The sequence below is a fragment of the Stenotrophomonas sp. TWI602 genome, from assembly GCF_039674045.1.
GTDB lineage: Bacteria > Pseudomonadota > Gammaproteobacteria > Xanthomonadales > Xanthomonadaceae > Stenotrophomonas.
Map to the genome: position 1 here is coordinate 153103 of NZ_JBDJMT010000001.1, position 22771 is coordinate 175873.

General features: G+C 65.3%; 21 protein-coding genes. 14 read left to right on the forward strand and 7 right to left on the reverse strand.

All coding sequences use genetic code 11. The annotated features are described in order from the left end of the window. Positions 1-34: 34 nt before the first annotated feature. The 5 genes from ABE483_RS00745 (at position 35) to ABE483_RS00765 (ending at position 7514) form a co-directional block, all read left to right on the forward strand. Positions 35-1147, forward strand: a complete 1113-nt coding sequence (locus ABE483_RS00745; RefSeq protein WP_346480853.1) for an efflux RND transporter periplasmic adaptor subunit — start codon at positions 35-37, stop codon at positions 1145-1147. Further along, on the forward strand, positions 1144-4209 hold the full coding sequence (locus ABE483_RS00750; RefSeq protein ID WP_346480854.1) for an efflux RND transporter permease subunit: 3066 nt from the start codon (positions 1144-1146) through the stop codon (positions 4207-4209). Before ABE483_RS00745 ends, ABE483_RS00750 begins: the two co-directional genes overlap by 4 nt. 35 nt (positions 4210-4244) lie before the next feature. Further along, positions 4245-5522, forward strand: a complete 1278-nt coding sequence (gene fabF, locus ABE483_RS00755) for a beta-ketoacyl-ACP synthase II (RefSeq protein ID WP_346480855.1) — start codon at positions 4245-4247, stop codon at positions 5520-5522. Further along, on the forward strand, positions 5519-6130 hold the full coding sequence (locus ABE483_RS00760; protein ID WP_346480856.1) for a helix-turn-helix domain-containing protein: 612 nt from the start codon (positions 5519-5521) through the stop codon (positions 6128-6130). The genes fabF and ABE483_RS00760 overlap by 4 nt, the downstream gene beginning before the upstream one ends. Positions 6131-6206: 76 nt before the next feature. Then, on the forward strand, positions 6207-7514 hold the full coding sequence (locus tag ABE483_RS00765; protein ID WP_346480857.1) for a hypothetical protein: 1308 nt from the start codon (positions 6207-6209) through the stop codon (positions 7512-7514). Positions 7515-7538: 24 nt separating this feature from the next. On the opposite strand, the gene ABE483_RS00770 is transcribed toward ABE483_RS00765, so the two are convergent. The 4 genes from ABE483_RS00770 to ABE483_RS00785 form a co-directional block, all read right to left on the reverse strand. Beyond that, positions 7539-8540 carry an NADP-dependent oxidoreductase gene (locus ABE483_RS00770; protein ID WP_346480858.1) on the reverse strand — a complete coding sequence of 334 codons (1002 nt, stop codon included), beginning with the start codon at positions 8538-8540 and terminating at the stop codon, positions 7539-7541. Positions 8541-8603: 63 nt separating this feature from the next. Next, entirely contained in the window at positions 8604-9467 is an 864-nt protein-coding gene (locus ABE483_RS00775; protein WP_346480859.1) for an alpha/beta hydrolase, read from the reverse strand. Positions 9468-9493: 26 nt separating this feature from the next. After that, on the reverse strand, positions 9494-10282 hold the full coding sequence (locus ABE483_RS00780) for an SDR family oxidoreductase (RefSeq protein WP_313218622.1): 789 nt from the start codon (positions 10280-10282) through the stop codon (positions 9494-9496). A gap of 59 nt (positions 10283-10341) precedes the next feature. Then, positions 10342-11439, reverse strand: a complete 1098-nt coding sequence (locus ABE483_RS00785; protein ID WP_346480860.1) for an alkene reductase — start codon at positions 11437-11439, stop codon at positions 10342-10344. Between the two features lie 178 nt (positions 11440-11617). Here ABE483_RS00785 and ABE483_RS00790 point away from each other — a divergent pair, with 178 nt between their 5' ends. The 3 genes from ABE483_RS00790 (at position 11618) to ABE483_RS00800 (ending at position 13621) form a co-directional block, all read left to right on the forward strand. Beyond that, positions 11618-12199, forward strand: a complete 582-nt coding sequence (locus ABE483_RS00790) for a TetR family transcriptional regulator (RefSeq protein ID WP_346480861.1) — start codon at positions 11618-11620, stop codon at positions 12197-12199. Positions 12200-12514: 315 nt separating this feature from the next. Then, a complete protein-coding gene (locus ABE483_RS00795; protein ID WP_121037094.1) occupies positions 12515-12784 on the forward strand; it encodes a hypothetical protein in 270 nt (89 codons plus the stop codon). 156 nt (positions 12785-12940) lie between these two features. Continuing rightward, a complete protein-coding gene (locus ABE483_RS00800) occupies positions 12941-13621 on the forward strand; it encodes a hypothetical protein (protein ID WP_346480862.1) in 681 nt (226 codons plus the stop codon). A 13-nt stretch (positions 13622-13634) separates the two neighbouring features. Here ABE483_RS00800 and ABE483_RS00805 read toward each other — a convergent pair whose 3' ends face one another. After that, positions 13635-15119 carry an FAD-dependent oxidoreductase gene (locus ABE483_RS00805; protein ID WP_346480863.1) on the reverse strand — a complete coding sequence of 495 codons (1485 nt, stop codon included), beginning with the start codon at positions 15117-15119 and terminating at the stop codon, positions 13635-13637. Between the two features lie 47 nt (positions 15120-15166). Here ABE483_RS00805 and ABE483_RS00810 point away from each other — a divergent pair, with 47 nt between their 5' ends. From ABE483_RS00810 to ABE483_RS00820, 3 genes are all read left to right on the forward strand, one after another. Continuing rightward, the gene (locus ABE483_RS00810) at positions 15167-15652 is read left to right on the forward strand and encodes a MarR family winged helix-turn-helix transcriptional regulator (RefSeq protein WP_313218618.1); all 486 of its coding nucleotides are present in this window, start codon (positions 15167-15169) and stop codon (positions 15650-15652) included. A gap of 84 nt (positions 15653-15736) precedes the next feature. After that, the gene (locus tag ABE483_RS00815; protein ID WP_346480864.1) at positions 15737-16537 is read left to right on the forward strand and encodes a trypsin-like serine protease; all 801 of its coding nucleotides are present in this window, start codon (positions 15737-15739) and stop codon (positions 16535-16537) included. Positions 16538-16645: 108 nt separating this feature from the next. Next, the gene (locus ABE483_RS00820; protein WP_346466193.1) at positions 16646-17233 is read left to right on the forward strand and encodes a hypothetical protein; all 588 of its coding nucleotides are present in this window, start codon (positions 16646-16648) and stop codon (positions 17231-17233) included. A 7-nt stretch (positions 17234-17240) separates the two neighbouring features. On the opposite strand, the gene ABE483_RS00825 is transcribed toward ABE483_RS00820, so the two are convergent. Next, a complete protein-coding gene (locus ABE483_RS00825) occupies positions 17241-18737 on the reverse strand; it encodes an MFS transporter (protein ID WP_313212381.1) in 1497 nt (498 codons plus the stop codon). A gap of 130 nt (positions 18738-18867) precedes the next feature. On the opposite strand from ABE483_RS00825, the gene ABE483_RS00830 reads away from it, so the two are divergent. From ABE483_RS00830 to ABE483_RS00840, 3 genes are all read left to right on the forward strand, one after another. Further along, positions 18868-19497, forward strand: a complete 630-nt coding sequence (locus ABE483_RS00830) for a TetR/AcrR family transcriptional regulator (protein WP_313212382.1) — start codon at positions 18868-18870, stop codon at positions 19495-19497. Positions 19498-19755: 258 nt separating this feature from the next. Next, positions 19756-20226: a lysozyme inhibitor LprI family protein gene (locus ABE483_RS00835; RefSeq protein ID WP_313212383.1), complete on the forward strand. Its 471-nt coding sequence runs from the start codon at positions 19756-19758 to the stop codon at positions 20224-20226. 86 nt (positions 20227-20312) lie between these two features. Then, complete coding sequence (locus ABE483_RS00840) at positions 20313-21299, forward strand: MDR family oxidoreductase (RefSeq protein ID WP_313212384.1); 987 nt, start codon at positions 20313-20315, stop codon at positions 21297-21299. Between the two features lie 13 nt (positions 21300-21312). Here ABE483_RS00840 and ABE483_RS00845 read toward each other — a convergent pair whose 3' ends face one another. Next, on the reverse strand, positions 21313-22620 hold the full coding sequence (locus ABE483_RS00845) for a chloride channel protein (RefSeq protein WP_070470811.1): 1308 nt from the start codon (positions 22618-22620) through the stop codon (positions 21313-21315). Between the last annotated feature and the right edge of the window lie 151 nt (positions 22621-22771).

Here is a 22771-nt window from a genome sequence, read left to right on the forward strand (position 1 = left end):
GAATGCGTCCGGATACCCCACTCCGGAAGGCCGTATGCGTCGCCGTTTTGTAGTCCTAGCCATCTCCTGCGTTGTTCCGTTGTTCCTTGTGGCCTGCGGAACGTCGGACGATATCGACCCCCGCACCGCGCCCCCCATCGTCCGGGTTGCCCAGGTCCAAACGGGCGCGGGGAACGCACGCACGTTTACGGGCACCATCGCCGCACGGGTGCAGAGCGACCTGGCGTTCCGAGTGGGAGGCAAGGTCACCGAACGCCTCGTCGAGACCGGGCAGACCGTCAAGCGTGGTGACGTGCTTTACCGGATCGATCCCATCGATCTGAATCTGGCAGCGGCGTCCCAGCAGCAAGCGGTGATTGCGGCCCGGGCGCAGAGCGTCCAAGCCATTGCCGACGAAGCGCGGTATCGCGATCTGGCCGCCAAGGGTGTCGTGTCCCGGTCGGCCTATGATCAGATCAAGGCGGCGGCGGAGGCGGCCTCAGCGCAGCTCAGAGCAGCCGAAGCGCAAGCCCGGGTAGCGCGTAATGCCAGTCAATACACCGCGCTCGTTGCCGATGCTGATGGGGTGGTCATGACCATCTCCGCTGAGCCCGGTCAGGTTGTGGCGGCGGGGCAGATCGTCGCCCGGCTTGCCCGTGCAGGCAGCAGGGAGGCAGTGGTCCAACTGCCCGAGACGCTGCGTCCCCAGATCGGCTCCGTGGCCTCGGCGTCCTCGTTCGGGGGCAGCGGCAAGATCCCCGCGCGGTTGCGCGTGCTCTCGGAGTCCGCAGACCCCGCAACCCGGACCTTTGAAGCCCGCTACACCCTGGAAGACGGCAATACGCCGCTGCCGTTGGGGTCGACAGTGGCCGTAGCGCTTGCTGGCGCAGAGCCTGCCGGCGTCTCGGCTGGCGTTGAGGTTCCGCTGGGCGCGCTGTTCGATCCCGGCACCGGACCCGGCGTATGGGTGATCAGCGGTGAGCCGCTCAAGGCTCATTGGACGCCGGTCGCGGTCAAGCAGCTGGGCGACGACCAGGCCTTGGTGGAGGGCGCTTTGAAGGCCTCGGATCGCGTGGCGGCGCTAGGCGCACATCTGCTCCGCGAAGGGCAGGTGGTTCGCCTGGCTGACAGCGCCACGAGCACCGCTCCGAACGGAGCCCGTCAGTGAGTGGGTTCAATCTGTCGGCGCTTGCGGTGCGCGAGCGTGCCATCACGGTCTTCTTGATCTTCCTGATTTCCGTTGCCGGCATTGTTTCTTTCTTCCAGCTTGGCCGCGCGGAGGACCCCGCGTTTACCGTCAAGGTCATGACTATCGTGACGGCCTGGCCGGGCGCTACGCCCACGGAGATGCAGGACCAGGTCGCCGAGAAGCTGGAAAAGCGATTGCAGGAGCTTCGCTGGTATGACCGCAGCGAAACCTATACGCGGCCTGGGCTGTCCTTCACCACGTTGACATTGCAGGACGGCACGCCGCCTTCGGAAGTGCAGGAGGAGTTCTACCAGGCGCGCAAGAAGATGGCCGACGAAGCGGCGAACCTGCCCGCAGGCGTGATCGGTCCGATGGTCAACGACGAATACGCGGATGTGACCTTCGCTCTGTTCGCATTGAAAGCGAAGGGTGAGCCGTTCCGCCTGCTTGCGCGTGATGCCGAGACGCTGCGTCAGCGATTGCTGCACGTTCCTGGCGTGAAAAAGGTCAACATCATTGGTGAGCAATCCGAGCGCATCTATGTGGAGCTGTCCCACGAGCGGTTGGCGAACTTGGGTATCACGCCACAGGAGGTATTCGGAGCGCTGAACGGACAGAATGCCCTGACCCCCGCAGGCTCGGTCGAGGCCAAGGGCCCGCAGATCTTCATTCGCCTCGATGGCGCACTGGATCAGCTGGACAAGATTCGCGATACGCCCATCGTTGCACAGGGAAAGACCCTCAAATTGCAGGACATTGCCACCGTCAAGCGGGGCTATGAGGATCCGTCGACCTTCATGATCCGCAACGGCGGCGAGCCGGCGATGCTGCTTGGGATCGTCATGCGCGACGGCTGGAATGGCCTGGATCTTGGCACCTCACTCGATGCGGAGGTCAAGAAGATCAATGACGGGCTTCCTGTGGGCATGGCACTGGACAAGGTCACCGACCAGGCCGTGAACATCAGCGCGTCGGTCGACGAGTTCATGATGAAGTTCTTCGCCGCGCTGCTGGTGGTGATGCTGGTCTGCTTTGTCAGCATGGGCTGGCGGGTGGGTGTCGTGGTGGCGGCAGCCGTGCCGCTGACGCTGGCTGCTGTGTTCATGGTGATGGCCGCAACCGGCAAGAACTTTGATCGCATCACGCTCGGCTCGCTGATCCTGGCACTGGGCCTGCTGGTGGACGACGCGATCATTGCCATCGAGATGATGGTAGTGAAGATGGAAGAGGGTTACAGCCGGGTCAAGGCATCGGCCTACGCGTGGAGCCATACGGCAGCGCCGATGCTGGCGGGCACCCTGGTGACTGCGGTGGGCTTCATGCCCAATGGCTTTGCACGGTCCACCGCGGGCGAATACACCAGCAACATGTTCTGGATCGTGGGCATCGCGCTGATCGTGTCGTGGGTGGTCGCGGTGTTCTTTACGCCGTACCTGGGTGTGAAGCTTCTGCCTGAACTCAAGGTTGTGGAAGGCGGTCACAGCAGTCTTTACGACACGCCGCGCTACAACGGCTTCCGGTCGATCCTGGCGCGCGTGATTGCGCGCAAGTGGCTTGCCGCAGGCTCGGTGATTGGCCTGTTTGTGCTTGCTGTAGTGGGCATGGGGCTGGTGAAAAAGCAGTTCTTCCCCATTTCCGATCGGCCGGAAGTGCTGGTCGAAGTGCAGATGCCCTACGGCACGGCCATCGAACAGACCAACCTGGCCACCAGGAAGGTGGAGCAGTGGCTCGCTGGGCAGGAAGAAGCGAAGATCGTCACGGCCTACATCGGTCAGGGCGCGCCCCGGTTCTATCTCGCCATCTCGCCGGAACTGCCGGACCCGGCGTTTGCCAAGATCGTGGTGCGTACCGACAGCCAGGAACAGCGCGATGCCTTGAAAGCACGGCTGCGTCAGGCGGTGGCGGAGGGCTTGGCGCCCGAAGCGCGGGTGCGTGTGACCCAGCTGGTGTTTGGGCCTTACTCACCTTACCCGGTGGCGTATCGCGTCAGTGGTCCGGACCCGGACGTCATCCGTGGCATTGCGGCCAAGGTTGAGCAGACCCTGCACGCCAGCCCGATGATGCGCACGGTCAACAGCGATTGGGGCGTGCGCACGCCAACGCTGCACTTCACGCTGGATCAGGACCGCCTGCAAGCGATGGGAATGACGTCGGCCTCTGTCTCGCAGCAACTGCAGTTCTTCCTGAGCGGGGTGCCGGTCACTGCCGTGCGCGAGGACATCCGCACCGTCGAGGTTGTCGCTCGGTCAGGCGGGGACACACGCCTGGATCCTGCGCGGATTGCGGATTTCACGTTGGTCGGCGCTGCGGGCCAGCGCGTGCCGCTGTCCCAGATCGGCACGGTGCAGGTCCGGATGGAAGAGCCGGTGCTGCGCCGCCGTGACCGGGTGCCTACCATCACCGTGCGCGGTGACATTGACGATGCGTTGCAGCCACCGGACGTATCGGCAGCGATCAGCAAGCAGCTTGAGCCCCTCATTGCCTCGCTGCCCGAGGGCTACGCCATTGCCCAGGCCGGTTCCATTGAGGAATCGGGCAAGGCAATGAGCGCCATGCTGCCGCTGTTCCCGATCATGCTGGCGGTGACCCTGCTGATCATCATCCTGCAGGTGCGGTCCATCTCGGCAATGATCATGGTCTTCATGACCAGTCCGTTGGGGCTGATCGGCGTGGTCCCAACGCTGCTGCTGTTCCAGCAGCCGTTCGGCATCAACGCGCTGGTGGGGTTGATTGCGTTGTCAGGCATCTTGATGCGCAACACGCTCATCCTCATCGGCCAGATTCACGAGAACGAAGAAGCCGGGATGGAAACCTTCCACGCCATCATCGAGGCGACGGTTCACCGAGCGCGCCCGGTGATCCTGACGTCCCTGGCAGCGGTGCTTGCGTTCATTCCGCTGACCCATTCGGTGTTCTGGGGAACGCTTGCCTACACGTTGATTGGCGGCACCATCGCCGGCACCGTGATGACGATGGTCTTCCTGCCGGCGATGTATGCCATCTGGTTCAAGGTCCGAGCGGAAAAGACCCCCGTTGCCTGACATTGGCCCGGACCGCTTTTATATGGGAGTGATTCATGAGCATTGCTGACAAAGACCGCATCGTGGTGACCGGAATGGGCGTAGTCAGCCCACTCGGCTGCGGGGTTGAAACCGTGTGGTCCCGTCTATTGGCGGGGCGCTCCGGCATCGGATCGCTGGGTGCTGATCTTGCGGCCGGAACCGGCAGTGAAGTCGGCGGATGTGTGCCTGACCGCGTTCAAGACCCGGAGGCGGGCTTTGATTCCACCGGGATCATCGCGCCAAAAGATCTCAAGAAGATGGATCGGTTCGTTGAGTTTGCGCTGGTTGCCGCGCATGAAGCGCTTGAGCAGGCGGGCTGGCATGATGCCGATGAACGCGGGCTGCTGCGAACCGCCACCGTGATTGCCACCGGGATCGGTGGGTTTGGATCGATCGTCAATGCGGTCCACACCACCGACAGCCGCGGGCCTGGTCGATTGTCGCCGTTCACTGCGCCCACCTTCCTGGCCAACATGGCGTCTGGGCAGGCATCGATCCGCTACGGGTTCAAGGGACCGCAGGGCGCGCCCGTGACGGCGTGCGCAGCGGGCGTCCAGGCGATCGGCGACGCAGCACGCCTCATCCGGGCCGGAGAGGCGGACATCGCGCTGTGCGGTGGGGCGGAGGCCGCGATGCACTGGGTCAGCCTGGGGGGCTTCGCGGCGGCCAAGGCGTTGAGTACCTCTTTCAATGACACCCCACAAGCAGCGTCTCGCCCCTTCGATGCGCAGCGGGACGGGTTCGTCATGTCGGAAGGGGCAGGGTTGCTGGTCATTGAGCGGCTGGACCACGCCCTGGCGCGTGGGGCCAAGCCGCTTGCCGAACTGGTTGGCTACGGCACAACCTCTGATGCCTACCATCTGACGGCCGGTCCCGACGACGGCAGTGGCGCGCGGCGGGCGATGGAGATTGCGCTGGCGCAGGCGGGCATCACGCCGGCGCAGGTGGATCACATCAATGCGCATGCGACCTCTACGCAGGTCGGTGATCGGGCAGAGCTCGCGTCGATGCGGGCGCTGTTTGGTTCCCGCTCCGATCTGCTGATCTCTGCCACCAAGTCCAGCACGGGCCACCTGCTCGGAGCGGCTGGCGGCATTGAGGCCATCTTCACCGTTCTTGCCCTGCGTGATCAGGTTGCGCCCGCGACCCTCAATCTCGAACATCCTGACGCGCTGGCAGAAGGGCTCTCAATCGTCTCCGGTCAGCCACAGAAGGCAGATATCGAATTTGCCCTGAGCAACGGGTTTGGGTTTGGCGGCGTCAATGCCAGTGTGCTGTTCCGACGCCTATGAACGCGGCTGCCTCAACCGCCTTCGCAAGCAAAACCACGCTGCGCTGGGAGAGTGCCAGGGCGCAGAGCCGACGGTGCATCCTGGACGCGGCCGCTACCGTGTTCGCAGAGGAAGGGTTTGAGGGCGCAACGATGAGGCGCATCGCTGCTGTCTGTGGCGTCACCAAGGTCACGATCTACGCGCATTATCGTGACAAAGAGCGCCTCTACAAGACGGTCATGGACAGCCATCTCGCAGCGATGCCGTCGGGTGAGCCCGACATGCAGGGAACGGCAGGCCTGGGCGACGCGCTGATGCGCATCAGTAGTGATATCGGACGACTGGCCGCAGATGCTTCCTGTCGGGCATTCTGCGCCTCGTTGTCGCGCTCCAATTACGCCAGTGAGGTCTACATCGAACATTGGAACGCGATGCTGGAGCCGTATCTCACGTGTGCGGAGCAAGCGTTTGGGAAGGCTTCAGTCCGCGCGAGCAATGCCGGTGACAGCGAGAAGTTCCTCACGCTCCTCCTTGCAGGGCATGGCCTGCCTGGTGGGGCCAGGCCCTTGGCAGAGTGCGGTGCAACCGTCGCGCTTTTTGTGCGGGCCTATGACGCCTTCGGGCAGTGACCCGTATGGCTTAGAATCGGCCTGAAACCTGCCATCGGATCGTCAAGGAGACGTGCCTGCAATGATAAGGATATCCATGCCCACTTTCCTCGCCGCTGCGTTTTCCGCTGTCGGCTTGACGACGTTTGCAGCAGCGACCGAGGCGCTGCCCAGCGGATTGGAGGTGGCGCTCCACCGCGTAGCGGCCGTCGCGCAGGCGCCCGCCTCGACGCAGGCAGCAGAGACATTGTGGGGAACGCCGTTGGATGCGCCCGTGGTGCTGCATGACCGCACCACCGGAACACGTTGGCGTTTGAATGCCGTCACTGGCGGTGTGGAGTCTGTTGCGCTGCGCAAGGATCAACCGCCCGCGAACACCTGCATCGACATCGACGGCACCTCCAACGTGCTGTTGGTGCTGCCTCTGCCCGTGGACAACGACGGACTCACGACCCTGTTCTGGCATGAACAATGGCACTGCGTGCAGACAGCGCTTGGACTCTCGGCGTCTGAAGGCGATACAGCGCATCTGGATGACGAGAGTGGCCGAACGGCAGTGCGATTGGAGCTGCGTGCGCTCGGGCAGGCGCTGTCCGCGACCGATGATGGCGATCGCCGAAGGCATATCGCGGCCGCGTTGCGGTTCCGGGCGCTTCGATCTGGCGAGGTGGCGTCGGGCGCCCGCGCGCTCGCCGAAGAGGCGAAGGTTGAACGCAACGAGGGCCTTGCCGAGTACACAGGCCGCAAGGTGGCGGCCGCTGCCAACGGAGAGAGTGTGCTGCCCGCGTTGGTGAGGTCGCTGGCTGCGGCAGATGCCTCGGCAAGCTATGTCCGCTCGGCGGCGTACGTGACCGGGCCGGCGTACGGCGTTCTGCTGGATCGTTGGTCCCCGGGCTGGCGCAGCGGACTGTCGACCACGTCCGACCTGCCCGGGCTGCTGGCCGATCAACTCGGTATGCCGCCCAGCGCGTCCGATCTCGAGGACATCGGGCGCGGTTATGGGATGGACGAGGTGCGTGCGCAGGAGCAGGAGCGCGCAGCGATCCGGGCGCAGCGCAGTGCTGTGTATCGCGAACGGTTCCTCGGAAGCGATGCCGTTCGGCTGCCACTGAGCAAGCCCTCCGCGTCGTTCGATCCGCGCACGCTCTTTCCGCTGGGCGAGGTGGGAACGGTCTATACGCCGCTGACGGTGCGCGACGAATGGGGCGAGCTGACGGCGGAATCTGGTGCGTTGCTGTCGAAAGACTGGAGGCTCGTGACCTTGGGCGGCGGCGCGCTTGCTGGTGGTGCCTCGAACTGGACAGGACCAGGCTGGAGCCTCGCTCTCAGCGAGGGCTGGCAACTGGAGAGGGACTCTGACGGGTGGCGTCTGACGCGCCGGAAGGAAGACGGTAACCGCAGGTAGAAGAGGTGCTGGATCGTCTGCGACCTACCGCATCTCCACCACCACCTTGCCCTTGGCCCGGCCGCTCTCAACGTGGGCCAGGGCGCCTTGGGTCTGCTGGAACGGGAAGACCCGGTCGATGACCGGACGGATCGCACCAGCCTCCACCAGCGAGGTGATCTCGCTCAACTGCTGGCCGCTGGCCCGCATGAACACGAAGGTGTACGTCACGCCCTTCTGCTTGGCCTTGCTGCGGATGCCATGGCTGAGCAGGCGCATGACCTGCTTGAGCGGCCAGGCCAGCGCGCGCGCACTGGCAAACGCGGGCGTGGGTGGCCCCGAGATCGAAATGAGATGCCCGCCCGGCCTGAGGATCTGCAGCGAGCGGGTCAGTTCATCCTTGCCGAGGCTGTTGAGCACCACATCGTAGTCGCGCAGTTCCGTCGCGAAATCCTGCTGTTTGTAATCAATGACGACGTCTGCGCCGAGATCCTTCACCCACGCGACGTTGGCGGTACTGGTGGTGGTGGCCACGAAGGCGCCCAGATGCTTGGCCAGCTGGATCGCCACCGTCCCGACGCCGCCGGAGCCGGCCTGGATGAAGACCTTCTGCCCGGCTTTGAGCTGGGCGGTTTCGACCAGTGCCTGCCATGCGGTCAGCGCGACCAGGGGCAGCGAGGCGGCCTCCACCATGGTGAGGTTGCCGGGTTTGAGCGCCACCGAGGCAGCATTGACCGCAATGAATTCGGCGAACGTGCCGATGCGATCATCGTCGGGACGCGCATACACCTCATCGCCGGGGTTGAAGTGGTGCACCCCGGCACCGACACTTACCACCGTGCCGGCCATATCGTTGCCAAGAATCAGCGGCAGGCGATAAGGCAGGATCAGCTTGAACTCCCCGGTGCGTATCTTGGTGTCCAGCGCATTGACGCTGGCCGCGTGCACGCGGATGAGCACATCGTCATCGCGCAGCGGAGGCTGTGGGGCGTCGCCGATGCGGCCGGTCTCTTTTTTGCCATAACGGTCGACGAGGAAGGCTTTCATGGGCGGTGTGTCTCTGGTGGAGGGTTGCCGTCAGGCTGCGGGGCAGGGAACGTGGTGGGCGCATCAGTTATCGAGGAACGCTAGCGCGTCCCGAACGAACTCGTCGTGATACTGGAATATCCCGCCATGACCGGCGTCGTCGTAGAGGACCAGCGTTGCATCGGGAATGCGGTGGGCCAGATCGCCACTGTTGGGCGTGGGGACCATGATGTCGCTGTCCCCATTCGCGATGAGCACCGGGATACGGATGTCGCCCAGGTCCTGGGGCGATTGCCTGCCCCACGCGGTGATCGCCTTCAGTTGCCGCAGGAACGCCCCGGGTGAGGCTGGCCTGTCGCGATCATTCGTGCGTTCCTTCAACCGTTGCAGGAACGCGGTGGCCGCCTGTCGGCTGCGGGCGCTGGCGGTGAAGAACAGGTAGTACTTGGGATCGCGCCGCGTCAGCAGGCCCTTGAGGATCAAGGGCCAGGACACGCGGCCCACCCGGTCGATACCGCGGCCACCCGCTGGCCCGGTACCGGTCAGGATGAGCCGACGCACCAGGTCGGGCGCGTCCAGCACCACCTGCTGCGCAACGAAACCGCCGAGCGAGAAGCCGAGCAGATCGACGCTGCCCAAGCCCATCGTGCGAATCAGCGCGATCGTGTCCTGCGCCATTTCCGCGACGGTTACCGGTGCTTTGCCACCTGATCCTCCAATGCCACGGTAGTCGATGGCGATGACGCGATGCCTGCTGGCCAGGCCATCCACGATGTGCGGGTCGAAGTTGTCGAGCACCGCGCCCCAGTGGTTGAGCATGACCAGCGGGGAGCCGTGCTGCGGCCCCAGTTCGCGGTACGCGAAACGGGTGCCATCGACCTCCAGCGAGCGGGTCGGTGCATTCTCGAACGAACGTCTGGAGTCGGGGGGCGTGCTGGGAAGCGTCATGGTCGCGTACCTGTGGGGTCAGGGCTTCACTCGGTGGGGCGATAGCGTTCCGCCGCCTGCGCCTGCCGGATGTCCGAGAGCAGGCCCTGACGCGATGCGTCCAGCGTGTCCCAGCGTTCGGCCACATGCAGCGGTGGAATCGTGACGGTCTCGCGGCGATCAAAGCCGACCAGCGCCGCATCAACCAGCTCGCCGACATCCATCACCTCCGGCAACGTGTTGATGTCGATACCGGCCCGCTGCCAGATCTCGGTGCGCGTCGTCGCCGGCAGCACAGCCTGAACGTAGACCCCCTTGGGCGTCAGCTCCAGGCTGAGCCCCTGCGACAGGAACAGCACGAAGGCTTTGGTCGCACCGTAGACGGACATGCCGAACTCCGGCGCCAGCCCAACCACCGAGCCGATGTTGATGATCGCGCCTTCACCGGCGTTGGCCAGTCGCGGTGCAACCGCAGCGGCCAAGCGGGTCAGGGCGAGGGTGTTCAGCGTGATCAGTTGTTCGATGCTGTCGGCCGACTGCTCGGTGAAGCCACCGGATTGGGCGATGCCGGCGTTGTTGATCAGGATGCCGATGCGCGCATCCTCGCGGAGGCGGGCTTCAACGGTGGCCAGGTCGCTGCGCAGGGTGAGGTCGGCCGGAAGTACATCGATGGCAACGCCGGTGTCGTGGCGCAGGCGCACGGCCAGTGCGTCCAGCCGCGCCGTGTCGCGCGCGACCAGTACCAGATCGTGGCCGCGGCGAGCAAATCGTTCGGCGTAAACGGTGCCGATGCCGCTGGAGGCGCCGGTGATGAGGACAGCAGGAAGCAGGCTCATGGTGTGTCTCTTGACATGTAATGGGGGAACGGGGATGCAGCGCGGCGATGGCGACGGGGTTACTGCGCGAACGTGTCGGTCAGGGCGGGGTAGTCGGTGTAGCCTTCCGCGCCGCCGCCATACAACGTGGCCGGGTTAAGGGCGTTCAAGGGCGCGCCGGTTTCCAGGCGTTCGACCAGATCCGGATTGCTGATGAAGGCACGGCCAAAGGCGAACAGGTCGGCCTTGCCACCGGCGAGATGCGCGTTGGCCAGCTCCAGGTCATAGCCGTTGTTGGCCAGGTAGGTGCCGGTGAAACGGCGGCGCAGGCCGTCGAAGTCGAACGGGGCGACATCGCGCGGGCCGCCCGTCGCGCCTTCGACCACATGCAGGTAGACGACGCCCAGCGCGCTGAGCTGATCGACGATGTAGTCGTACTGCGGCTGCGGATCGCTGATGGTCGCGATGGCGTTGGCCGGCGAGACCGGCGAGAGGCGCACGCCGGTGCGATCGGCGCCGATCTCAGCGGCTACGGCCGCAGTGACCTCCAGCAGCAGGCGTGCACGGTTTTCGATCGAGCCGCCGTAGGCATCGGTGCGCTGGTTGGCGCCGTCCTTGATGAACTGCTCGAGCAGGTAGCCGTTGGCACCGTGGATTTCGACACCATCGAACCCGGCGGCGATCGCATTGGCGGCGGCCTGACGGAAGTCGTTGACGATGGCCGGCAGTTCGTCGATCTCCAGTGCACGCGGCTCGGACACATCGACAAAGCCGTTGTGGACGAAGGTCTTGGTGTGCGCCCGGATGGCCGAGGCGGACACGGGCGCGGCGTTGCCGGGCTGCAGATCCACGTGGGAGATGCGGCCCACGTGCCACAGCTGCACGAAGATGCGCCCGCCGCGCGAGTGCACGGCATCGGTGACCTTGCGCCAGCCATCGATCTGATCCTGCGTGTAAAGCCCCGGCGTGTCCTGGTAACCCTGGGCCTGCGCCGAGATCTGGGTGGCCTCGGTGATGATCAGGCCGGCCGAAGCGCGCTGGGCGTAGTAGGTGGCGGCGAACGGACCGGGCACAAGACCGGCCCCGGCGCGGTTGCGCGTCAACGGTGCCATCACGATGCGGTTGGCCAGGGTCAGCGGGCCAAGGGGGTAGGACTGGAAGAGCGTCGAGGTCGTCATGGTGGGTGCGGGGTCGTGAGCGGTGAGGGATGGCGCGGGCGGGCCGGCAGTGGCGTCGCCTGGAAGTGACGCAATGATGATGACCGTAATCTTAGATGTCAATGGTTTGATGATGGTGATCATCTATCCGTGGTAAAGTGCGCGTCTATCGAGGCAGAACGGCAAGAGACCACCCGTCATGAAGGTCACCAAGGCACAGGCGCAGGCCAACCGGGCGCACATCGTCGACACCGCTTCCACGCTTTTCAGGGAGCGGGGCTACGACGGTGTGGGCGTCGCAGACCTCATGGCGGCCGCCGGCTTTACCCATGGCGGCTTCTACAAGCACTTCGGCTCCAAGGCCGACCTGATGGCGGAGGCAGCAAGCTGCGGCCTGGCGAAATCGGCCGATGCCGCCGCCGACATGGACCTGGCGAGCTTCATGCGCTACTACCTGTCCCGGCAGCATCGTGACGCGCCAGGCCAGGGCTGCACCATGGCGGCGCTGTGCACCGACGCGGCGCGTCAGCCGGATCCGGTCAAGGCGGCCTTCGCTGCAGGTATCGAGGCGCAGCTGGCCGTCTCTCCCTACCCGGAAGGGCAGGCCGACGGCCCCACGTCCGAACAGGCGCGTGCTCGGCGCATCGCGTTGATGGCCCAGGCGGTCGGCGCGATGGTGTTGTCCAGGTCCTGCCCGGACGACTCGCCGCTGGCGGACGAGATTCTGGATGTGTGCCGGGAAGACGTGCTGGCGCGGTTGGGTGGTGTGCCCAACGGCTGACGCGTGCTGGCCCAGATCCGCAACGCGCAGTACGTGGCGCGCAACGCGTGTCCTGCCACTCGCCCGGTCGCCTCATGTCGTCGTGCGCGCGCCTCGTGCGCTCAGCGATGAAAAAGCGTGCACCTCGCCGCTCGCTGGGCTCACCGCTTGGTTCGCCTGGCCGGGCCTGAAAATCGGACGCTGCGTCTTGTACCACGCCGGTGGCGGCCCATCATCACGCTCCCTCTACGTCTCCCAGCTTCAACTGAATGCCGGTCATGGCGCTGGTGAAAAGGCCGCTATAGTCCGAACACCCCAGACAAAGGAGGCACTGCAATGTTTCTGACCACAAAACAAATGACGACGGCGCGTACGCTGGCTGTGGCAATCATCGCTACCGTAGGCCTCAGTTCCTGCGCCACGTACAAGGACGAGTTCGCAACGATCAACTCACGCCTTGATCAACTCGACACGAAAGTGCAGGGCGCGGCCCAGAGCGCCGAATCGGCCAATCAATCCGCTCAGCAGGCCAACCAGCGTCTGGATCAGATCGAAGGCCGTGTGCAGCAGCTCGAACAGGCGCCCCGCCGCAAGCCACGCGGTTGATCGCTCGTGCTCCGTGTGTGAGCAACGTTTGAATCGACAACGGGTGGCCTACGCAGGCCACCCGTTGTCGATGATCGTGCAATCGTCATTGCAAGGAAGTGTCCCATCCGTACGCACTCTTACCCCGTAGTCCTGGCCCTTCGCGGCGCACTGACCATGGCGCTGGCGCTGGCAAGCATCGGCGTGGCAAACGCCGAGGATGCAGCTGCGCAGCCGACAGCCGCTGTCGATGAACTCCCGCCAGGCCAGGAAGTATCCAACACCGTGATCGAACTCGCGGGCTGGGTGGTTGCCACCAAGGACAGCCAGGGCTATCCGTTCGCCATCATGGACAAGGCCGCTGCCCAGGTGCTGGTCTTCGATGGCGAGGGCCGGCTTCGCGGCGCGGCGTCCGGGCTGTTCGGCTCGGCCACCGGTGACCATACGGCCCCCGGTATTGCCGGTCTTGCGCTTCGCGAGATTCCGGGTCGGGACCGTACGACGCCTGCAGGTCGCTTCGTGGGCGGGTACGGCCCGTCGATCGATGCCGGTCGCGTGCTGTGGGTGGATTACGAGTCCGCCGTCTCCATCCATCCGACGGCGATGGGCGTCCCGGCCGAAAGGCGCGTGGAACGTCTGGCATCTCCCTCGCCGGACGACAACCGCGTTACCCATGGCTGCATCAATGTGTCGCCAGGGTTCTACGAGAACGTCATCCAGGCGACGTTCGGGCGGGGCGGGGTGTTCTACGTCCTGCCGGACAAAGCGTCGATAGCGGAGACCTTCCCGGAGTTCGCGAAGAGCCGTGCGGCGACGCAGGGCGACGAGGGAACCCGGGCTGGCCCTGCCGGCAAGTGAGGAGCGCATCGCATCACGGTGCATGCCGTTCGAAGTGTGCTTCAAGCACGTTGATGTCTGCCTCAACAACGACAGCAGCCACGTAGCCATCCGGCCGGATCAGCAGCCACTCACCCGGCTCCAGACCGTAGGCCTCGGCGAAGTGTCCGGCCGCATCACGCAGATGGCCGCCCTGGCCGATGACATGCATGCGCAGACCCTTCCGCGCAGGTGCGGCGGCGCGGCGGGTTTCGTAACCCAGCAACGTCCAATGGGTCCCGCGAAAAACCTCGAACAGGCGTACTGGCTGACCCCTCGCACCCTGCAAAAGGGCGTCAGGGGCGCGGCAACCCGGCGTGATACGCCCACTTCGGAGCTCGGCAGGTAGCGAGAGCGAGGCGTCGGCGTACCCGAGGTCGAGCTGCTGGACCTCGCGCCCACGTCGATTGTCGCCGCGTTGTGCGTGGTCAAGCAGCGTGGTTGCAAGCCCGAGCATGGAGGCCGCAATGGGGCGTCGCTCTTGTTCGTACGTACCGAGAAGCGCGTCCGGTGCACCCTGCAGCACTGCAGCCAGTTTCCATCCAAGGTTGTACGCATCCTGCACGCTGGTGTTCAGGCCCTGGCCGCCGGTGGGTGGATGCGTATGGGCAGCATCGCCTGCCAGGAAGACGCGGCCGTCGCGGTAACGCTCTGCCAGCCGGGCGCTCATCTGGTAGGCCGAGGCCCATTGCACGTCGAGAACGGTGAGATCATGGCGACCGGTCCGCGCACGCACCATGGCACAGAGGCCGTCGGCCGAGAGGTCCACCTCACCCTCCAGCGGGACCGGCGCCTGCAGTTGGAACAGGCGTGTTCCCATGAGTGGACACAGAGAGATCCGTTGCGCCATGTCGTCCTGGTTGAACGTATGCCAGGCGTCGCGTGGCAGCCCTTGCAGCACGATGTCGGCCACCACCGCGCGCACGCCCAGCGTTTTGCCGGGGAAGCCGATACCCAGCGCCTGGCGCACGAAGCTGCGCCCGCCGTCGGTGCCGATCAGGTAGCGCGTGCGCACGGTCTGCTCGCCCGTTGGCGTGGCAAGACGGACGCTTACCCCGGTGTCGTCCTGCTCGACGCCGATCACTCCGTGTCCGAAGTCGACCCGGTGCCCCAGCTCCGCCAAGCGGTCGCGCATCACGGACTCGGTCAGGAACTGCGGCACCATCAGCGGCTGTCGATACGGTTCGGCCGGGGAAGCCGGCGCCGCTTCGATGACGGCGGCGTCCGTGTGGGTGCCATCAGCATGATGCGAGCGCGAGACCGGGTAGCGGCCGCCGGCCGCGAACAGCTGATCGACGATGCCCATGTCTTCGAAGACTTCCTGGCTACGCGGCTGGATACCTTTGCCACGCGACCCATGGAACGGGTTTTCCCGCTGCTCCACCAGGCGGAATGCCACGCCACGGCGGGCCAATTCGATGGCCAGGGTGAGGCCGGCTGCGCCGGCGCCACAGATCACTACGTCAGGGGTGTTGCCCATTGCATCACTCCAGGTATGTGTAATATGCACTTACTTGGAGGGATGCTATGCCGGTGAAAAAGAAGGTGCAAGATACACATAATTCGGCCGAGTTGAGGTCGCTTCACCTGTCGATGGTCAGCCTCGCCAGTGTGATGAACCGCCCGCGCAACGATGAACGGCTGATCCAGGAGGCGGGCGTGACGCTGGACCAGGCGTTGTTCCGGCTGCTGGTGGTGATCGAACGGGTAGGGCCGATCGGGGTGGTTGAGCTGGCCGATCGCCTGGGCCGGGATTACACGACCATCAGCCGTCAGGTGGCCAAGCTGGCTGCGATGGAACTGGTCACGCGTCGCGGTAACCCCCAGGACCGCCGCATCCGTGAGGCGACCATTGCGCCGAAGGGCAAGGACATGACGGACCGGTTGGATGCCGCACGTGAGCGGATCGGCCGGGAGATCTTCGCCTCCTGGCCTGCGCAGGATGTATCGGAGCTGGTGCGTTTGATGGCAAAGTTCGCCAGCGCGCTGGAAGCGCGGGAGCGCGAGCCGTAACGACGCACCGCGGACGTTTCAGCCCACCTGTTCGTCGCTTGGCCCAGTCACAACCTCAAGGCATTACACGTGAAAGGATTCCCGTTGCTTCCGCTGCTGCTTGCAGTGTCGTTACCCGCCAGTGCCATCGTCATTCGCCACGATGTGGAGGATGCCGCGTACCGCGTTCGCGCCACCGAGTTTCCCGCCCTCGTGGACATGCCCGGCGAGGGCCACGGCGCGTTGATCGCACCACAGTGGGTGCTGACTGCCGCGCACACGCTGCCGATGCAGGCCGATCTCAAGCAGGTGATGATCAACGGTACTGCGCGGGAGGTTGAGCGCGTCATCACCCATCCCGGCTACAGGACGCTGCCCCAGACGTTGATCGATCAGGCCATGGCCAGCGGCGAGGCGATGCTGATCGTGGTGTTTCTCGCCTCGGGCGATGATGTTGCGCTGATCCGGTTGAAGGCGCCGGTCACCGACGTGGCGCCGGTGGCCCTTTACGGCGACAGCGACGAGGCCGGTCAGATCGCGAAGATTTTAGGAAAGGGTGCAACGGGTACCGGCGCCACCGGGCATTCTCCCAACGGCCCCAATCGCACCGAGCTCCGGCGTGCGTTCAACCGGATCACCAGTGCCTACGACCGCTGGCTCTGCTACGTGTTCGACGAACCGCCGGAAGCGTTGCCCCTCGAGGGCGTGCTGGGCAACGGCGACAGCGGTGGTCCGGTGCTCATCGAGCGCGATGGCCAATGGCTGCTGGCCGGGCAGGGCGCCTGGAAGGTCGTCCAGGGTAATGTGCTGACGGCTCGACCCGGGCGCTATGGTCAGGTGACCTGCAATGTGCGGATGAGCCACTACGCGGATTGGATTGAGCGCGTGATGACCGAGCAGCCGTAGGCAGTGCTGGAGGGCAGGATCTGGCGGACTGGCGTCGCCGCCAGCACGACGTCAGCTCCGATGCCTGGGCTATGATCCAGACGCCAGTAGCAAGGGAGCATCACTCACATGGATGTCGTGGAACCGCTGGATGTGCTTCGCACTTCCGTACGCCGCCTCACTTGGTTGACTGTCGCGCTTGCAGTGCTTGTCGTGGGCCTGACGGTGGCGGTCATCGCACTGTCGATGGCGCCGCGAGGTGCTCTCACCGTTGATGAAGTCCGCGCCCGTCGCATCGTTGTGCTGGATGACCAAGGCGTCATGCGCGTTGAGATGGGCCAGGATTCACATGATGCCGGCCGACGATCGCGCACAGCCGGCGTCTGGCTGTACGACGCCAAAGGCGACGAACGCGGTGGGATGGCAACCCACGAAGATGGCCTGGTAGGTCTTGCCTTCGATGCTCCGGTGGGGAAGGGCGAGGATCACCTGCGTGATCGCCTGAGCCTGCGCGTGGATGCCGATGGTGCGGCCCAGGTGCTGCTCACGGACAACCTGACCCGTGGCATCGTGGGCCTGCTGTCCGACGGTGCAGGCAACGGCGGGGTGGAGACGTATCGCTGGGACATGGGGGCAAAGCTCATCCATCGCCGTTACATCACGTTCGATCTGGACGAGCGGCAGGAACGCCCGTTGGGCGAGCCGCAGATGCAGTAGTCCGGCCTCAAGGGCTGTCGTCTGGAGGGCAGCCTGTGCGCGTCGGCGTACGCCGGTGAAGTGCGAAAGCGGTAGCCAGCATGCAGATGCCGGCGATGCCCATCACCCAGGCGAAGCCACCGGCCATCGCGCTGCGGTAAATCACTGCTGGCAAGGACCCCGTAACGGCAGCCGGGTGCTGGATCATGCTGTGCGCGTGCTGTGCGAGCACGAACTGCCCGGTTGCCGTCGCAGTGGTACGGAACTGCTGTACGGCCCACAGGCTCATCAGGCTGCCAAGCAATGCGATGCCCAGGCTCATCCCGGCTTGGCGCAGGGCATTCATGGTGGCTGAGGCGATACCTGCGCGTTCCGGTGGGGTGCGCGCCATGACCGCCATGCCCGTAGCTGGCACCGCCAGACCCATGCCTGCTCCCAGCGCCATGAGGCACATAGTGGCAAAGCCTCCGGCGGTGTCCGTAGTGAAACGGGCCATCGCACACAGCGCCAGCCCTGCCAATGCATAGCCCCACGCCAGCGCCGCATGCAGCCCGAGGCGCACGGCAATGCGGCCAAACATCAACGACACCACGCCCATCACCAGGAATTGAGGGGCCAGCTGCCATCCGGCCTGTGCCGCGGTCTTTCCCTGTACCTGCTGGAAGAACAATGAAAGGAAGAACAGGCTGGCATAGGCAGTGAAGCCGAGCACGAACGAGGCGAGATTGAGCAGGGCGAAGCGACGGTCGGCGAAAAGATCCAGCGGCAGCAGCGGGCGCGTGACCCGACGTTGTACCAGCGAGAACGCCAACAATGCCACCAGCGCCGTGATCAACGAGAACCAGGTAGCGGGTGCGGACCACCCGCGCCCGCCGATACCGATCAGCCCGTAGGAGAGGGCTGCCAAGGCCAGCGTGCTGAGGATCTGCCCAGCGGGATCCATGGCCGCGTGCTGAGGATGACGTCGCTCGGGAATGCTCCAGGCGCCCAGCGCCAGTGCCACCGCCCCCAACGGAAGGTTGATCAGGAAGATGCTCTGCCATCCGGTCCACTGTACGAGCAGGCCGCCCAGCAACGGCCCAAGCACCAGCGCCAGCGCGCTGAAGGCGGACCATCCTCCGATGGCGCGCGCCCGTTGGCCGGGGTCCGGAAACGCATGGGTGAGGAGGGGCATCGCACTGGGGATCAGCAGCGCTCCCGCCACGCCCTGGATCGTGCGGCCGATCACCAGGACCGGCAGATCGGTGGCGCACGCGCAGACCAGTGATCCGGCAATGAACGTTGCCACGCTCGCCAGCCACATCCGGCGATGGCCATGGCGGTCACTGAGAGGACCGGCCGAGAGCATGAAAGCGGACAGCGCGATGGCATAGGCATTGATGACCCACTGCAGCCCGGCGAGGTCGGTCTGCAACGCCCGTTGCAGCGTCGGCAGCGCGACGTTGACGATGCTGATGTCCAGCGAGGCAAGGAAGGTACCTAGGTATGCGGCCAGCACCAACGCTGGCTTTTTGAAGTGCTGCATGGGATGGAGCCTGTAGAGCGACCGCGCTTATCCTAGATAATGACTGACCGTCGGTCAATGACCGACGGTCAGTCATCTGTCTCGGCGGATTACACTACCGACACCCATCGCTCCCCTTTCAATACCCACGATGCAGACCCCAGCCCCGGCCAGGCCACGCACCAAACCCGCCTCCATCCGTCTCGAAGAACTGATGGATGCGGCCGAGACGCTGTTCCTATCGCGCGGGGTGGAACAGACGACGATCAGCGAGATCGTCGCTGCCGCCGATGTGGCCAAGGGCACGTTCTATACCTACTTCGCTTCAAAAACGGATGTACTGAGAGCCCTGGCGGAGCGCTACACGCAGCGCTTCGTGGACGCACTGGAGCAGGCGATGCAAGAGCATCCGGCGGATGATGGAGAGGCTCGCCTGCGCGCCTGGATCGAAGCGAGCATCGCCCTCTATGCCCGGACCCATGCCGTGCACGACGTGGTGTACGCCAACCATCATCATCTTGATCGAGCCAACCGCGAGCGGAATGCGCTCCTTCAGCAGTTGCAGGGCATCCTGGAAGTGGGGGTGGCATCCGGGCTATGGCAGCTGCCCAGTCCCAGGGTGACGGCCTCGTTGATCTATGCCGGTGTGCATGGCGCAACCGATGACTTGATCGCGACACCGGAGCAGGATGCGGCGGCATTCAGTGCGGCTGTGGTGGAGGATTGTCTGGCGATGGTCGGCGCTCGAAGACCATCCGTGCGCCCGAAGAAGCGCGGCTGAGCCGGTGGACAACTTCACCGTGGCAATGCCATCGCCAATGTCGCGCTGTATGCGGAGATCACCGCGTGGTTGCGGCAGCACGACATCGCGCGCGGCCGCACGCCCGAAGACGCCGACACACGTAGCGGGCGCTGCTGGCAGCCACGATTGCAACCGTGCTGGGGAAGCAAGCGCAGTCACGTGGATTTCACGGATCGGCGCGGTTAATCCGCCTGTGGCGGCCTCCCCGCTGTCCCGTGTGGAGCGGATCCAATGCGCATGCTTCCTTCGCTTCTCCTTGTCTGCGCGCTGGCCCCGGTGGGGGCGACATACGCCCAGGCACCCAAGGCAGCTGTCGGGGCCGTGGCGTCACCGCATACCTCCGATGGCATGGCCTGCGACAGCCCGAACCAGTCGCAGGCCGGGCTCAACCAATGTGCCAGCAACAGCGCGCAGCGCGCCGATGCCGAGCTCAATCGGATCTATGCCAAGGTGCTGGCGCTCAATGCCCAGGACACGGTGTTCCTGGAACGGTTCAAGGCAGCCCAGCGCGCCTGGCTGGTGTTCCGCGATGCCCAGATCGCGGCGCGGTATCCGTCTCCAGACGACTATGGGAGCGTGCTGCCGATGTGCCAGAGCGGTGAATACGAGCAGCTGACCCTGGATCGGATCAAGCAGCTCAAGGCCTGGGTTGGCGGGGTCGAGGAGGGTGACGTGTGCGCCGGGTCCTATCCCATGAGCGGGCGCTAGCCGGGGCCGTTTAACGCGTCGGTACGGCCAGGTGCGCACACTGGTCCTGTCTGCACTGTCCCTCATGCACAGGAACCGGAGATCCCATGTCCTTCAACGCCCTCCTTGCGACCAAGACCGGCGATACCATCGCGGCCGGTGTCGTCCCGCTGACCGAGCAGGATCTGATGCCCGGCGACGTCACCGTTGCCGTGGAGTACTCCACGGTGAATTACAAGGACGCCCTTGCGCTGAGCGGGCGCTCGCCGGTGATCCGCACGTTTCCGCTGATTCCCGGTATCGATCTGGCCGGTGTGGTTGAAACGTCGACCCACCCCGGGTTTGCCCCGGGCGATCGCGTGCTGGTCAACGGCTGGGGTTTGAGCCAGACCCACCACGGAGGCTATGCGCAGAAGGCGCGCGTGCCCGGCGAGTGGCTGGTGAAGATTCCCGCGGCATTTTCCAGCCGCGATGCGATGGCGGTCGGTACCGCCGGCTACACCGCGATGCTCTCGGTACTGGCACTCGAGCACGGCGGGGTGAGTCCCGATCACGGCGATATCCTGGTCACCGGGGCCAACGGCGGCGCCGGCTCCATCGCGATCGCACTGCTGTCCACGCTGGGCTATCGGGTGGTTGCATCGACGGGTCGGCTGGAGGAGTCCGCGTATCTCAAGGCGCTGGGTGCGGCCGAGATCATCGATCGGGCGACCTTGTCCGCGCCAGGTGCACCGATCGCCAAGGAACGCTGGGCCGGTGCGATCGACGCGGTGGGCAGCCACACGTTGGCCAATGTGCTGGCGCAGACGCGCTATCGTGGCGTGGTGGCGGCCTTCGGATTGGCCCAAGGTGCGGATCTGCCGGGTTCGGTGCTGCCTTTCATCCTGCGCAACGTGACGCTCGCCGGCATCGACTCGGTCAACGCGCCTTACGCCGCGCGCGAGCAGGCCTGGACGCGCCTGGCTACCGATCTGGACCTGGGCAAGCTGGCGCGCACCACGCAGATGATCGGGCTGGCCGAGGTGCCGGCGCTGGCCGACCAGGTGCTGCAGGGGCGTGTACAGGGCCGCACTGTGGTCGACGTCAACGCGTGATCCTGTCGCGGCACTAAGCCGGGTGGGGGCCCGGCAGCTGCTTGACCAGCTGTTCGGCCATGGCCTTGTAGATCGGCACGCGGCACACCAGGCCGGAGACGCCGCGCGCGATCAGCACGGTGGCCAGAATGGGCAGCAGCATATCGCTGCTGTCGGTCAGCTCCAGCGAGATGACCGCCGAGGTCAACGGTGCCTGGGTGACGCCGGTCAGGTAGGCACACATCCCCAGCAGCACGAAGATGCGTTCATCGACCGAAGGCATGAGGGCGGCGAGGTTGTGGCCGAGCCCGGCGCCGACGGCCAGGGCGGGCGAGAACAGGCCGCCGGGAATACCGGCGACGTAGGAGACCAGATTGGCCACAAGCTTCATCAGGCCGAACTCGTGACCCACCGAGGGCGCTCCCTGCACCAGTCCCTTGGCCTGCTCGTAGCCGGTGCCGAAGGCCCCTGCGCCAAAGGCGGCGCCCAGCAGCACCAGGGCGAGCCCGCACAGCGCCGCCAGCAGGACCGGATGGCGCTGGCGCAGCGTGCCCAGCCAGCGTGGTCTGCCTTCCATGGTCAGCAGCACGGCTTTGGCGAACAGGCCGCCAAGCAGTCCCGCGACGGTGCCGCACAGCACGATCGCCAGCCAGGCCTGCCCCAGCGGCAACGTGGCAGTCACCTTGCCGAAGTACGTGTAGTTGCCGAGCAGGCCCAGCGACACCACGCCACCCACGATGACCGCGGTGAGCAGCGTGCCGGAGAAGCGGTGCTCGAAGCGGCCGCTGAGTTCTTCGATGGCAAACACGATGCCCGCCAGCGGGGTATTGAAGGCCGCCGCGATGCCGGCTGCGCCACCGGCGAGCAGAAAGTGGGACAGCTCTTTCGGATCGCGGAACCCGAACCATCGCCCGAACATGTACATCACGCTGGCACCGACGTGCACGGTAGGGCCCTCCCGGCCGACCGAGGCGCCCCCGAGCAACGACAGCGTGGTCAAGGCGAGTTTGCCGGCCGATACGCCCAGCGAGAGATTGTCACGCCGGAACGTGGGCGTCGGGATCTCCAGGGCCGCGATCACCTGCGGAATGCCGCTGCCGCGGGTGGGCTTGAGCGCACCACTGGTCAGCCACGCCAACAACGCGAACACCGTTGGGGTGAGCAGCAGCGCCCACCAGATCGACTGGGCGATGATCGACTGGAAGACCCGGAAGGCCGCATCGCTGGCCTTGGCAAACACGATCGCGACCAGGGCGACAGCCACGGCACCGCCCCACAGGGCCGCACGGCGCTTCCACGCATCCCTGGACAGGAGAGGGCGTTGAGGGTCTGGCGAGGTCATGGGGCGAATTATCCCACGGTGATTCGCCGGTCCTCTTCACCGAATCTGTCGGTTTGCGCTTTCAAGCGCGGGTGCCCGCGCGGTGCCCGGGCAGGCACGCTGCGGGTTTACGTGCCGCGAGTGTCCGCGCGATCGTGTGGATCCGGGCGAA